General features: G+C 63.3%; 12 protein-coding genes and 1 tRNA gene. All 13 read right to left on the reverse strand.

Annotation, left to right across the window (positions count from 1 at the left end):
• Nucleotides 1-20 precede the first annotated feature (20 nt).
• The gene (gene rbfA, locus D002_RS0110095) at nt 21-473 is read right to left on the reverse strand and encodes a 30S ribosome-binding factor RbfA (protein ID WP_018141805.1); all 453 of its coding nucleotides are present in this window, start codon (nt 471-473) and stop codon (nt 21-23) included.
• Nucleotides 473-3,190, reverse strand: a complete 2,718-nt coding sequence (gene infB, locus D002_RS0110100) for a translation initiation factor IF-2 (protein WP_231362950.1) — start codon at nt 3,188-3,190, stop codon at nt 473-475. Before infB ends, rbfA begins: the two co-directional genes overlap by 1 nt.
• A gap of 88 nt (nt 3,191-3,278) precedes the next feature.
• Entirely contained in the window at nt 3,279-4,775 is a 1,497-nt protein-coding gene (gene nusA, locus D002_RS0110105) for a transcription termination factor NusA (protein ID WP_018141807.1), read from the reverse strand.
• A gap of 75 nt (nt 4,776-4,850) precedes the next feature.
• Entirely contained in the window at nt 4,851-5,306 is a 456-nt protein-coding gene (gene rimP / locus D002_RS0110110) for a ribosome maturation factor RimP (protein WP_026181658.1), read from the reverse strand.
• 220 nt (nt 5,307-5,526) lie between these two features.
• Nucleotides 5,527-5,603: transfer RNA gene (locus tag D002_RS0110115), tRNA-Met, on the reverse strand.
• A 60-nt stretch (nt 5,604-5,663) separates the two neighbouring features.
• Nucleotides 5,664-6,005, reverse strand: a complete 342-nt coding sequence (locus tag D002_RS0110120; RefSeq protein WP_018875182.1) for a DUF2818 family protein — start codon at nt 6,003-6,005, stop codon at nt 5,664-5,666.
• Between the two features lie 3 nt (nt 6,006-6,008).
• Nucleotides 6,009-7,457: an NADH-quinone oxidoreductase subunit NuoN gene (gene nuoN / locus D002_RS0110125; protein ID WP_018141810.1), complete on the reverse strand. Its 1,449-nt coding sequence runs from the start codon at nt 7,455-7,457 to the stop codon at nt 6,009-6,011.
• A 13-nt stretch (nt 7,458-7,470) separates the two neighbouring features.
• Nucleotides 7,471-8,985: an NADH-quinone oxidoreductase subunit M gene (locus tag D002_RS0110130; protein WP_018141811.1), complete on the reverse strand. Its 1,515-nt coding sequence runs from the start codon at nt 8,983-8,985 to the stop codon at nt 7,471-7,473.
• Between the two features lie 52 nt (nt 8,986-9,037).
• A complete protein-coding gene (gene nuoL, locus D002_RS0110135; protein WP_018141812.1) occupies nt 9,038-11,044 on the reverse strand; it encodes an NADH-quinone oxidoreductase subunit L in 2,007 nt (668 codons plus the stop codon).
• A gap of 6 nt (nt 11,045-11,050) precedes the next feature.
• Nucleotides 11,051-11,356: an NADH-quinone oxidoreductase subunit NuoK gene (gene nuoK / locus D002_RS0110140; protein WP_018141813.1), complete on the reverse strand. Its 306-nt coding sequence runs from the start codon at nt 11,354-11,356 to the stop codon at nt 11,051-11,053.
• 89 nt (nt 11,357-11,445) lie between these two features.
• Nucleotides 11,446-12,099: an NADH-quinone oxidoreductase subunit J gene (locus D002_RS0110145; RefSeq protein WP_018141814.1), complete on the reverse strand. Its 654-nt coding sequence runs from the start codon at nt 12,097-12,099 to the stop codon at nt 11,446-11,448.
• A gap of 15 nt (nt 12,100-12,114) precedes the next feature.
• Nucleotides 12,115-12,603: an NADH-quinone oxidoreductase subunit NuoI gene (gene nuoI / locus D002_RS0110150; RefSeq protein WP_018141815.1), complete on the reverse strand. Its 489-nt coding sequence runs from the start codon at nt 12,601-12,603 to the stop codon at nt 12,115-12,117.
• Between the two features lie 10 nt (nt 12,604-12,613).
• Nucleotides 12,614-13,678, reverse strand: a complete 1,065-nt coding sequence (gene nuoH, locus D002_RS0110155) for an NADH-quinone oxidoreductase subunit NuoH (protein WP_018141816.1) — start codon at nt 13,676-13,678, stop codon at nt 12,614-12,616.
• Nucleotides 13,679-13,690 lie beyond the last annotated feature (12 nt).

The raw sequence follows: 13,690 nt of genomic DNA on the forward strand, positions 1-13,690 counted from the left end.
GGAGAACGACCCGCCTGGGCTCAGGCCCCGCGTTCCGGCCCCGAGTCCGGGTTGCGGCCGTCGTCGCCCGCGTCCTCATCGGTGGCCTCGGGGTCGTCGTCCACGTGGTGGGCGCGATCCTCGGCCAGGGCCTGGTCAATCAGGGACGACAGATGTGCCCCACGCTCCGGGGTGTCGTCGTAGACAAAGCGCAGTTGCGGCACGCTGCGCAGGCGCATGCGCTGGCCCAGGGCACGGCGCAGGAAACCTGCGGCGCTGTTGAGCCCCTTTTGCGCCTCGCGGCCATTCTCTTCGCCACCGAGCTGGGTGAAGAACACCTTGGCATAAGCCAGGTCGCGGGACACCTCGACCCCGGCCAGGGTGATCATCCCCACGCGCGGGTCCTTGAGTTCTACGCGGATCAGCTCGGCCAGCTCGCGCTGGATCTGCTCGCCCACTCGGTCCGAGCGGTGGAAGTCACGGTTGCCGGGCATCAGAGCGTCCGGGCCACCTCGACGCGCTGGAAGACCTCGATCTGGTCACCGGCCTTGACGTCGTTGTAGTTCTTCACCGCGATACCGCATTCGGTACCGGCCTTGACCTCGTTCACGTCGTCCTTGAAGCGACGCAGGCTTTCCAGCTCGCCCTCGTAGATCACGACATTGTCGCGCAGCACGCGGATCGGGTTGCCCCGCTTGACCGCACCCTCCATTACCAGGCAGCCGGCGACCTGACCAAAACCGGAGGCCTTGAAGACGTCACGCACCTGCGCGAGACCGATGATCTCTTCGCGAATCTCGGCGGACAGCAGACCGGACAGCGCCTGTTTGACATCGTCGATGGCCTCGTAGATCACCGAGTAGTAGCGCACGTCGATCTCGTTTTCCGCGGCCAGGCGCTTGGCCCCCGCATCCGCACGCACGTTGAACGCAATGACAATCGCCTCGGAGGCCATCGCCAGGTTCATATCGGACTCGGAGATCCCACCCACACCGGCGGAGACCACCTTCACACGGACCTCGTCGGTCGACAGCTTGATCAGCGACTCGCGCAGGGCCTCGGCCGAACCCTGGACATCCGCCTTGATCAGGATGTTCACGGTGGCGATCTCGCCGTCCTGCATCTGGTTGAAGATGTTTTCCAGCTTGGCGGCCTGCTGCGCGGCCAACTTGCGCTCACGCTGCTTGGTATCACGGTGCTCGGCGACCTCGCGGGCGGTCTTGTCGTCCGCAACCACCAGCACTTCGTCGCCAGCCTCCGGGACACCGGACAGGCCCAGGACCTCGACCGGCATGGACGGACCGGCGGCCTTCACGGGCGCACCGGTATCGTCGAACATCGCCCGCACACGACCGTATTCCTTGCCCGAAAGCAGGATATCGCCGTGCTTCAACTGGCCGGACTGCACCAGAATGGTGGCCACGGGACCACGCCCCTTCTCCAGGCGCGACTCGATCACTACGCCACGGGCCGGACCTTCGTCCGGGGCCTTCAATTCCATCACTTCGGCCTGGAGGCCCAGGGCCTCCAGCAGCTCGTCAATGCCCTGCCCGGTATGGGCGGAGACATGAATGAACTGGGTGTCACCACCCCAGGCCTCGGGGATGACCTCGTGCTGGGCCAGGTCGTTCATGACCCGATCCGGCTCGGCTTCCGGCTTGTCGACCTTGTTCACGGCGACAACCATCGGTACACCCGCCGCCTTCGCGTGCTGGATGGCCTCCATGGTCTGCGGCATCACGCCATCGTCCGCCGCCACCACCAGAATGACGATGTCGGTGGACTGGGCGCCACGCGCACGCATCGCGGTAAACGCGGCGTGCCCCGGGGTGTCCAGGAAGGTCACACCGTCGTGATTGTTCTTCACGTGGTAGGCGCCGATGTGCTGGGTAATCCCGCCGGCCTCGCCAGAGGCGACCTTCTCCTTGCGGATGTAGTCCAGCAGCGAGGTCTTGCCGTGGTCGACATGCCCCATCACGGTCACCACCGGCGGACGCGGCTTGGCCTCGGCGGTCTGCTCCAGACCGGTGTCGATCTCGTCCTCGACCGAGGTCTCCTTCGCGGCGATCGGCGTGTGCCCCATCTCCTCGACCACGAGCATCGCGGTGTCCTGATCGATGGACTGGTTGATGGTGGCCATCACACCCATGCCCATCAGGGACTTGATCAGCTGCGGGGCCTTGATGGCCATCGCCTGCGCCAGATCGGCGACGGTGATGGTCTCCGGCACCTCGACCTCGCGCACAACCGGTGCGGTCGGCTTGGCGAAGCCGTGCTTGCTGGTAACTGCCTGAGCGGCTGCGGTCTGCGCCTTGCGGCTTTCGCCCTTCTTGCGGCGCCCACGGCGATCACCCGCCACGTGCAGTTCCTTACGCTCGTCCTTGCGCGCGCCGCCCTTGCGGGCGCCCTTGCCGGCCTTGGCATCGGCGGCCGGAGCCGCCGGGGCGGCCTGGCGTGCAGCGGCCTCGCGCTCCAGGCGCGCCTGTTCTTCCTTCTCGCGCTTGGCCTCCTGGGCCTCCAGTTCCTTCTGGCGCTTCTTCTGGCGCTCCTCGCGCTCGCTGGCTTCCTGCTTGCGCGCCTCCGAGGCCTTGCGCTGGGCCTCGCGTTCGGCCTCGACCTGCAGGGCGAGCTGTTCCGTGCGGCTAAGCGGGCGTTTCGGCTTCGCCGGCTCTGGCTCAGGCTCGGGCGCTGGTTCCTCGGCCTCGGCCGCGACTTCCTCGACTTCCGGCTCCGCCGGAGTCTCGGCGGCCGGCTCCTCCACGGGGGCCTCTTCGGCCACCGGGGTGTCCTCGACCGGGGTCTCGGGGGTTGGCTCTGCCACCGGTTCCGGAGTGGCGGCGCGCGGCTCTTCCGCGACGGCCGGAGTCTGTTCCTCGGTAGCTGGGGCCTCCTCTACCGGCGCCTCGGGCGGGGCCTCGGCAGGCTTGCGCTTCACGGTACGCTTCTTGCGCACCTCGACATTGACCGTCTTCGAGCGTCCCTGCCCGGAGCTGACCTTGAGGGTCTGCGCTTGCGTGCGGCGTTTCAGGGTGACGCGCCCGGCGTCGCCCCCCTCGCCATGCGACTGACGGAGGTGATCGAGCAGCTTGCGCTTTTCGGCATCGGTGATCGCGGCCTCCGGGCCATCGACGTCGACACCCGCCTCCTTGAGCTGAACCATGAGGCGGTCAACCGGCGTCCCCACCGATTCCGCGAATTGCTGCACTGTCATTTGCGCCATGGCGCCTACCTCCATTCCAGATTCTTTTCAGGCCAACCGACAGCCTGTAATACGGGATCGTGCTTCGAACGTCCGGGGATCAGTCCCCGGTCTCGAACCACGGGGCGCGTGCCGTCATGATCAGCGCCGACGCCTGCTCCGTATCCAGCCCGGTCATCTCGACCACATCGTCGGATGCCTGCTCCGCCAAATCTTCCATGGTGCAAACACCATGCGACGCCAGCGTGTTCGCCAGCGCCTCGGTCATGCCATCCATGCCCAGAAGATCCTCGGCGGGCTCGAAACCCTCGCGACCATCCTCGGCCGCGATCGCCTTGGTCAGGAGTGCGTCGCTCGCGCGGTTACGCAGCTCCGCGACCATATCCTCGTCGAATTCTTCAATCGCCAGCAGCTCGGCCTCTTCTACGTAGGCCACCTCATCCAGGGTGGTAAAGCCTTCCTGCACCAGGATGCTCGCGACTTCCTCGTCGACGTCCAGGGCCCCCATGAAGAACGTGACCAACTGCTGGGCCTCGGCCTCGCTCTTCTCGGCCGCCTGTTCCTCGGTCATCACGTTCAGCTCCCACCCAGTCAGCTGGGAGGCCAGACGGATGTTCTGACCACCACGACCGATGGCCAGGGAAAGCTTGTCTTCCTCGACCGCGATGTCCATCGACTGCTTGTCCTCATCGACCACGATCGACAGGACTTCCGCAGGCGACATCGCGTTGATCACAAACTGGGCCGGGTTCTCGTCCCAGACGATGATGTCGATACGCTCACCAGCCAACTCGTTGGAGACTGACTGCACGCGGGAACCGCGCATGCCGACACAGGCGCCCACCGGGTCCAGTCGCGGATCGTTGGACCGCACCGCGATCTTGGCGCGCATGCCCGGGTCACGGGCCGCACCCATGATATCGATGATGTTCTGTCCGACCTCCGGCACCTCGAGCTTGAACAGCTCCATCAGGAACTCCGGAGCGGTCCGGCTGAGGATCAGTTGCGGGCCACGGGCCTCGGGGCGGATCTCCTTCAGGAAACCGCGCAGGCGGTCATTAGTGCGCACGGTCTCGCGCGGGATCATGTGTTCCCGCGGAATCAAGGCCTCGGCGTTGCTCCCGAGATCCACGTAGGTCCCATTACGGTCGGTGCGCTTGACGATTCCCATCACCAGCGTACCCACGCGATCCTGGTATTCCGCGACCACCTTCGCGCGCTCGGCCTCGCGCACCTTCTGCACGATGACCTGCTTCGCGGTCTGCGCCGCGATGCGACCGAAGTCCACGGCCTCGACCGATTCTTCGATCACGTCGCCGATCTGGGCATCCGGATTCTTCTGCTGGGCATAGGACAGCAGGATCTGGTACTCCGGGGACTCGAACTCCGGGTCCTCGTCGTCCACCACGGTCCAGCGACGGAAGGCTTCGTAGTCGCCCTCCTCGCGATCGATGCTTACGCGGACGTCCATCTTGCCGCCGTGGTACTTGCGGGTCGCCATTGCCAGGGCCGATTCCAGGGCGTCGAAGATAATGTCCTTCTCAACGCCCTTCTCGTTCGCCACGGCATCCGCGACCAGCAGGATCTCCTTGTTCATGTCTTGCCTCTCCGCACTCGACAGTCGCCTGCCGATTCAACAAAAGCGTAGCCGCGCCCTCGACGACAACCGGGTCTACAGTTGTTCCAGGACACGCGCGTTGTGGATCGCGGCCAGCGGCAGCTCGTAGGCCATGCCGTCCACTTCCACCTCGATCATGGATTCGTCCACCGTCAGCAGCACACCCCGGAAATTGCGCCGGTCGTGCTCCGGCCAGGTCAGGCGCACCTTCACCGCATGCCCGATGTACTGCCGGAATTGCTTGGGGGTAAACAGGGGGCGTTCCACCCCCGGGCTGGATACTTCCAGGGTGTAATTGCCTTTCAGGGTCTGCTCGACCTCGATGACGGCGCCGACCTGATCACTGACCCGCGCGCAATCGTCCACCGTGACGCCATTCGGGCCATCGATATAGATACGCACAACGGGCGGCTTGGAACCGGCGTGATACTCCAGTCCCCACAGTTGCATGCCCTCCCCCTCAACCACGGGGGTTAACAGCGTTTTCAGTTGTTCAGCCTTTTGCGACAAGGGCGTCTCGATCGACTCCGTCCCGATTGGCCGGGACCCGGAAACAAAAAAAGGGCGCCGAACGCCCCTCGTACACCTCTCACGATGACAGCAGTGAACCTTCCACTGCGAGGCGCGCGGGAGCGCGGCCTTAAGGACTGCGAGCCGGCCGCGAGAAGTTGCGGCCAAAGACCCTGTCGGTCCTTAACAAAAAGGCCCCGTATGGGGCCTCTCTGACAATTGGTAGCGGGGGCAGGATTTGAACCTGCGACCTTCGGGTTATGAGCCCGACGAGCTGCCAGACTGCTCCACCCCGCATCCGAGACGCAGAACTATAGCAAAGCGGGCACCGCCCCCGCAAGGATTATTGTCGATATTTTACCGGGTCCGGCGCTGGCCGGAGCGCAGATGCGGGCGCAGGTCATAGCGCCAGATGTAACCCGGCAGGGCAAACATCGCGAATAGCGACAGGGTGATCACGTAGAACTCCCAACCCTGGGTGTGAATACCACCCGTGGCCTGATACTCCAGACCCTTGCCGATCAGCCCGATCAGGAAGTACAGCACCAGCCATTCGCCGATGCGGGTCCACGGACCCTTGGTCTCTTCCGGCAGGACCATCAGGCCGATGCGTTCGCTGAGCCAGGGCAGATTTGCGCTGATGAAAGCGACAACCACAAAGCCCCATACCAATACTTCAAATGGAATCCACTGTGTCACGAGTTACCCGATAATTGCGTAGTGGGTGAGAGACAGCAGCAGCCCCGGGAAAATTCCCAACAGCAGTACCGCAAGCCCATTGATGCTGAGCGCCGTGGCCAGGGCGCCGCTCGGCTGCACCGGCTCCTCGGCCCCTTCCTGCGGGTCATCGAAGAACATCATCTTGACCACGCGCAGGTAGTAGAAAGCGCCGATGATCGAGAAGATCACCGCAACAATCGCCAGCCACACCAAATCCGCACCCACGGCCGCCTGGATCACCGCCAGCTTGGCGTAGAACCCAACGGTCGGCGGCACGCCGGCCATCGAGAACAACAGCAGGAGCATGATGAAGGCGAACCAGGGGTTGCGCTTGGCAAGGCCCTTGAAGTCGTCGATCTGGTCGGCCTCAAAGCCCTTGCGCGACAAGAACACGATCATGCCGAAGCCACCGGCCGCGGTAATCGCGTAGACGATCACGTAGAACATCGCCGAGGCGTAGCCACTGTCGGTGCCCGCCAGGATGCCCATGAACAGGAAACCGATATGGGCAATGGTCGAGTAGGCCAGCATGCGCTTGATGCTGGTCTGGGCGATCGCGATCACGTTGCCGACCGCCAGCGACAGAACGGCCAGGATGATCAGCATACCCTGCCAGTCCGCGTGCATCGGGCCCATGCCCTCCACGAGCAACCTCATCAGGAAGGCGAACGCGGCAATCTTCGGGGCGGTGGCAATGAACAGCGTGACCGCCGTGGGAGCCCCGTCGTATACATCCGGGACCCACATATGGAAGGGCACCGCACCTAGCTTGAAGGCGACAGCGACCACCAGGAACACCAGCCCAAAGACCAGCGGGATATTCAGGCTCTCGTCTGCGGCCACGAGCTCGGCGGCAATCACGGCGATGTCCAGCGAGCCGGTCATGCCATAGATCATGGACATGCCGTACAGCAGCAGGCCCGATGCCAGCGCACCCAGCACGAAGTACTTCATCGCGGCCTCGGTCGCCCGGCTGTTGTCGCGCCAGAACGCGACCAGGGCATAGGACGACAGCGACAACAGCTCGAGACCCAGGTACAGGGTCAGCAGGTTGTGCCCGGAGATCATGATCATCATCCCGAGCACGGCAAACAGACCCAGGATGTAGAACTCGCCCTTGTGGATGCCGCGCTCCATCAGGTACGGCCGGGAATACAGGAACACCAGGAAGCTGGTCACGTAGACCGCCAGCTTCAGGATGTCCGCCATCGGGTCCTTCACGAAGGTATCGCTGAAGGTGAGGATGGTCTCCGGGCCCATCAACCACAGGGTCAGGCCGGCGGCGCCGACCAGGGTCGCCTGCACCAGGCCATAGGTGACATCGCGCCGCGAATCCGGCAGGAACGCGTCGATCACCAGGATCAGGCACGCCATCCCGAGCACGAACATCTCGGGCACGGCGGGGAGGAAATTGGGGATCTCGAAATTCATGTCAGGCGTCCCTTCAGAGCTTCGACTGCGCGATATGCGCCACGAGGTGATCGATGGTCGCGTTCATCACATCCAGAAGCGGGGCCGGCCACACGCCCAGCAGCAGCGTGAAGAAGGCCAGCACGCCCATCAGGAAGAACTCGCGGCGGTTCATGTCGGAGAGACCGGCCACGTTCTCGTTGGCCACCGCCCCGAAGATCACCCGCTTGACCAGCCACAGGGTGTAGCCCGCCGCCAGGATCAGCGTGGTCGCGGCCAGGAAGGCAATCCAGAAGTCCGCCTTGAACGCAGCCAGGATGACCATGAACTCACCGACGAACCCCGAGGTGCCCGGCAGACCGGTATTCGCCATCGCGAACAGGACAAAGAACGCAGCAAACCATGGCATGGTGTTGACCACACCACCGTAGTCCGCGATCTGGCGACTGTGCAGGCGGTCATAGAGCACGCCCACCGCGAGGAACATCGCCGCGGAGATAAAGCCGTGCGAGATCATCTGCACCATGCCGCCAGCGATACCCAGCGACGCGCCTTCCCAGTCACCGGTGTTGGAGTAGATGTAGAAGGCGAGGAAGAAGCCCAGGGTCACAAAGCCCATGTGGGCGATGGACGAGTAGGCGATCAGCTTCTTCATGTCGCTCTGGATCAGCGCGACCACCCCGATGTACACGATCGCGATCAGCGACAGGACGATCATCATCGTATCCAGCACCGCACTGGCATCCGGGGTGATCGGCAGCGAAAAGCGCAGGAAGCCGTAGCCCCCAATCTTCAGCATGATCGCCGCCAGGATCACCGAGCCACCGGTGGGTGCCTCCACGTGGGCGTCCGGCAGCCAGGTATGCACCGGAAACATCGGGATCTTCACCGCAAACGCCATGAAGAACGCGAGGAAAATCAGTATCTGGGCGGTGAGCCCGATCTGCAGGGCGTGGAAGTCCTGGATCAGGAAGCTGCCGGACTGGATGTACATCCAGATCAGCGCCACCAGCATGAACACCGAGCCGAGGAAGGTATAGAGGAAGAACTTCAGCGTCGCGTAGACGCGCCGCGGCCCACCCCAGATCCCGATCACCAGGAACATCGGGATCAGCATCGCCTCGAAGAACACGTAGAACAGCACCGCGTCCATCGCCGCGAACATGCCGATCATCAGGCCTTCCATCACCAGCATCGCGGCCATGTAGTAGGCGATACGGTCCTTCACCGACTCCCAGGCGGCCACGATGACGACGACCGTAATCAGCGTCGTCAACAGGATCAGCGGCATGGAGATGCCGTCCACGCCCAGGTGGTAGTTCACGTTGAACGCCGGGATCCAGGACGCCAGCTCCTGGAATTGCATGTCCGCCGTGCCGCGTTCGAAGGTGAACCACAGCGGCAGGCTGGCCACGAAGGTCGCCACAGCCACCGCGAGTCCGAGGCGCCGTGCCACGTGGGGCGCGTCGCGCCCGGCCGCGAGCACCAGGAAGCCGCCGAGAATGGGCAGCCAGATCAACAGACTCAAGATAGGCCAGTCAGCAAACATGGTCGTTCCTTGAAACAGCGGTGGGCTTCGAGCGCATGGGTGTCGAAGCCGCTCAGATCACGAAGGCGAACATCAGGACCAGCAGGCCGATGATCATCACGAACGCGTAGTGGTAGAGGAAACCGGACTGCATGTGGCGGATGCGCGTCGAGATCCAGCCGATCGAACGCGCGGTCCCGTTGACCAACAGCCCGTCGATGATCAGCGCATCGCCATAGCGCCACAGCGCACGGCCGAGACGCACGGTGCCACCGGCGAAGAACCAGTCGTTGAAGCGGTCGAAGCCGTACTTGTCCTCGAGGATGCGCACGCCCAGCTTCAGACGCTCCGCGATCACCGCCGGCAATTCCGGGCGCTTCATGTACAGGTACCAGGCCGTCGCAAGACCGGCCATGGCCAGCCAGAACGCTGGCAGCATCAGGCCGTGCAGCACGAAGCCGATGACCCCGGTGTAGGTCTCGCCCTTGGTCGCCAGCACATCCTGCTCCGGCAACACGAACAGGCTGTTGGCGAAGAAGTCACCAAACAGCATCGGGCCGATAAAGTAGCCGGCCACCACCGACGGGATCGCCAGCAGAATCAGCGGCACGGTGACCACCCAGGGGGATTCCTTCGGCTGCAGCGGACCATGATCATGATGGTCGTCATCGTGGTCATGATCATCCCCATGATCCGGCATGTACTTGTACGCCTGGTCATAGCGCTCTTCGCCGTGAAACACCATGAAGAACATGCGGAAGGTGTACAGCGCGGTGACGAACACCCCGGCCAGCACCAGCCAGTAGGCAAACGTCGCCCCCGGGATCTGGGAGTAGCCCACCGCCTCGATGATCGCGTCCTTGGAGAAGAACCCGGAGAAGAATGGGAACCCGATGAGCGCCAGCGAGCCGATCAGTGCGGTCACATAGGTGATCGGCATATGGCGGCGCAGCCCGCCCATCGCGCGCATGTCCTGCAGGTGATGCATGGCGATGATCACCGAACCCGCCGCGAGGAACAGCAGCGCCTTGAAGAAGGCGTGGGTCATCAGATGGAACAGGCCGGCGGCATAGGCCGAGGCGCCCAGTGCGACGGTCATGTAGCCGAGCTGCGACAGCGTCGAATACGCGACCACTCGCTTGATGTCGTTCTGCACCAGGCCGATCAGGCCCATGAAGAAGGCCGTGATCGCCCCGATGATCAGGATGAACGACAGCGCCGCCACGGAGAACTCGTACAGCGGCGACATGCGCGCCACCATGAAGATACCCGCGGTCACCATGGTCGCCGCGTGGATCAGCGCGGAGATCGGGGTCGGGCCCTCCATGGAGTCCGGCAGCCAGACGTGCAGCGGCACCTGGGCGGATTTACCCATCGCACCGATGAACAGGAAGATCAACGCCAAGTCCAGCAGGCCGAAGGTCCAGCCCGGCCAGATGGTGATGGTCGCATCACGCATGGACTCCGCTTCGGCGAAGACCTCGGTGTAGTTCAGGCTGCCGGCGTAGAACACCAGCGCGGCGATCCCGATCAGGAACCCGAAGTCCCCCACCCGGTTCACGATGAATGCCTTCATGTTGGCGTAGGTCGCGGTCGGGCGCTTGTACCAGAAGCCGATCAGCAGATAGGAGACCAGACCCACGGCCTCCCAGCCGAAGAACAGCTGCATGAAGTTGTTCGCCATCACCAGCATCAGCATCGAGAAGGTGAACAGCGAGATGTAGGCGAAGAAGCGCTGGTAGCCCGGATCGTCCTTCATGTAGCCGATGGTGTAGATGTGCACCATCAGCGAGACGAAGGTGACCACCAGCATCATCATCGCGGTCAGGTTGTCGACCAGGAACCCGACTTCGAAATGGATGCCGTCGGAGACCATCCACGTGTAGAGGGTCTCGTTGTAGACCCCGGCATCACCGAAGACGTGGGCCCAGAACACCACCACGGACAGGATGAAGGACACCGCCACCCCAAGGATGGTGACCGTATGCGCCCCGGTACGGCCGATCTGGCGGCCGAACAGGCCGGCGGCGATCGCGCCGAACAGTGGCGCCAGAACGATGAGTAGATAAATCGTATCCATGGCCCGTTATCCCTTCATTGCATCCATGTCCTGGACGTTGATGGTTCCGCGATTACGGAACAGCAACACCAGGATGGCGAGGCCGATGGCCGCCTCGGCCGCGGCGACGGTCAGGATGAAGAACACGAATACCTGGCCCGCGAGGTCCTGCAGGAAGAACGAGAAGGCAATGAAGTTGATGTTGACCGCGAGCATCATCAGTTCGATGCACATCAACAGCACGATCACGTTTTTCCGATTCAGGAAGATCCCGGCCACGCTGATGGAAAACAGCAGCGCGGCCAGCACCAGGTAGTGCTCTAGCGTAATCATGTTCTAGCCCTGAGTTCATTCGGGGGCGTTGTCCGCCCCCGGTGTCCGGGTCCCGACGAGCCGCCGGGATGCCTAGTTACTCGGTTCGTTTACTTGGATTCGTCGTCGCCGTCCGGAGACCGCGTACCGGACCCCTCACCCCGACGCGGGGCCTTTTTCTTTTCCGATGGCATGGAGACCATGCGGACCCGGCCTTCGCGGGACACCGCCATCTGCTTGCCCGGGTCAATCGACTTGTTGTCCGGACGCTTGCGCATGGTCAGCGAGATCGCGGCGATGATCGCGACCAGCAGAATCACCGCGGCAATCTCGAACGGATAGACGTATTCGGTGTAGAGGATCGCACCCAGCGCCTCGGTATTCGCGTACTCGGGTCCGGCGCGCTCGGGGACATCCATGGTGATGTAGCGGGTGATGACCAGCACCAGGACCGTCGCCATGGCCAGCGCGACCACGATGCCTACCGGCAGATATTCGGTGAAACCCTCGCGCAACGTGGCCAGGTTGATGTCCAGCATCATCACAACGAACAGGAACAGGACCATGACCGCGCCGACGTAGACCAGCACCAACACGATGCCCAGGAATTCGGCCTCGGCCAGCAACCACAATGCCGCGGCTGCGACGAAGCACAACACCAGGAACAATGCGGCGTGCACCGGGTTGCGCACGCTGATCATGGCCAGCGCACCTCCCAGCAGGATCGCGCCGAACAGGTAGAAAAGGACAAGCTCGAAGGTCATGAGGCGTTCCCTGCGTTACCGGTAGGGGGCGTCGACCGCACGTGCCTGCGCGATCTCTTTCTCGAAGCGGTCACCAATGGCCAGGAGCTTGTCCTTGGTCATGATCTGCTCACCCCGGTTCTCGAAGTGGTACTCGAAGATGTGCGTCTCGACGATGGAGTCCACCGGACAGGCCTCCTCACAGAAGCCGCAAAAGATGCACTTGAACAAGTCGATGTCGTAGCGCGTGGTTCGACGCGTGCCATCGGCGCGTTCTTCGGAATCAATCGTGATCGCCAGCGCCGGGCAGACCGCCTCGCACAGCTTGCAGGCAATGCAGCGCTCCTCGCCGTTGGGGTAACGGCGCAGTGCATGCAGCCCGCGGAAGCGCGGGGACATCGGGGTCTTCTCGTCCGGATACTGGACCGTGAACTTGCGGCTCAGCAGGTAGCGCCCGGTCAGGCGCAGCCCCAGCAGCAACTCGAAGAACAGGAAACTCTTGAAGAAACGGCGCACGGCTTTCATCTCGAACTCCTCACGCGAACCACGGGCCAACGTTGAAGGCGACCAGCACGCCCTCGACGAACAACCAGACGATGGTCACCGGGATCAGGACCTTCCAGCCCAGGCGCATGATCTGGTCATAGCGATAACGGGGGAAGGTGGCGCGGAACCACAGGAAGGCGAACAGGAAGATGGCGGTCTTGAACAGGAACCAGTGGATGCCGTGATCCAGCAGCGCACCGATCACCGGCAGCTCGAAGGCACCGGCCGGCAGGATCCCCTGGAACGGCGACAGCCAGCCGCCGAGGAACAGGATCGCGGTCAGCGCCGAGATGAGGATCATGTTGGCGTATTCCGCGAGGAAGAACACCGCGAACGCCATGCCCGAGTATTCCACATGGAAACCGGCCACGATCTCCGACTCGCCCTCGGCCACGTCGAACGGCGCGCGGTTGGTCTCCGCGATCCCGGAGATGAAATAGACAAAGAACAACGGCAGCAGCGGCAGCAGGAACCAGTGATAGATGCTGCCCGACTGCGCCTCAATAATGCCGCCGACATTCAGGGTGCCAGCCGCCATCAGCACACCCACCAGGGCAAAGCCCATCGCGATCTCGTAGGACACCAGCTGCGCGGCCGAGCGCAGTGAGCCCAGCAGCGCGTACTTCGAGTTCGACGCCCAGCCGGCGATGATGATGCCGTATACCCCGAGGGACGTCAGGGCGAGCAGATACAGCAGCCCAGCATTCACATCCGCCAGCGCACCACCGTCGAAAAACGGCACCACCGCCCAGGCCGCCAGCGCCGGGGCGATCGTCAACACCGGGGCACTCAGGAACAGGAAACGGTTGGCATTGGTCGGGAGGATGACCTCCTTGGTCAACAGCTTGAGCGCATCCGCGATCGGCTGCAGCCAGCCACGCGGTCCCACGCGGTTCGGCCCCACACGCACGTGGGCGTAGCCGATGACCTTGCGCTCCGCGAAGGTGGTATAGGCCACGGCCAGCATCAGCGGAATCACGATCAGCTGAATACCGATCAGGATCTGCATGATCGTCGGCAAGCCTTGGTACAGGTTCATCATCCAGTCGAACATGTCTTAAGTCCC

The sequence above is a fragment of the Thioalkalivibrio sp. ALJ7 genome (assembly GCF_000376865.1).
GTDB lineage: Bacteria > Pseudomonadota > Gammaproteobacteria > Ectothiorhodospirales > Ectothiorhodospiraceae > Thioalkalivibrio.